Source organism: Cohnella baijiui (assembly GCF_020731285.1).
Lineage (GTDB): Bacteria > Bacillota > Bacilli > Paenibacillales > Paenibacillaceae > Cohnella.
Map to the genome: position 1 here is coordinate 1 of NZ_JAJFOW010000233.1, position 286 is coordinate 286.

At 48.6% G+C, this 286-nt stretch carries 1 protein-coding gene; it reads left to right on the forward strand.

Features of this window, described 5'->3' with window-relative positions:
- A partial coding sequence (locus tag LKX83_RS32440; protein ID WP_227887395.1) for a TRAP transporter large permease subunit occupies positions 1 to 286 on the forward strand: 286 nt, incomplete at both ends.

A 286-nucleotide genomic window follows, 5' to 3' on the forward strand; every position in this document is an offset into this window, starting at 1 on the left:
ACCTTCTCCGGTATCGATTCGTTTGCTTTAGTTGCGATTCCTTTGTTTGTTCTAGCGGGAGAACTAATGACGGTAGGCGGTATTTCTAAGCGTCTAATTGACTTTGCAAGTCTATTAGTTGGTCATCTCCCAGCAGGGCTAGGAATGGTTGCGGTAATGGCAGCGATGTTTTTCTCCGCGATTTCCGGCTCGGCGATTGCAGATGCGGCAGCGATTGGCGGTATTCTGATCCCGGCTATGATCGCACAAGGATATGACCGACGATTTACGTCTACCTTGATTGCAT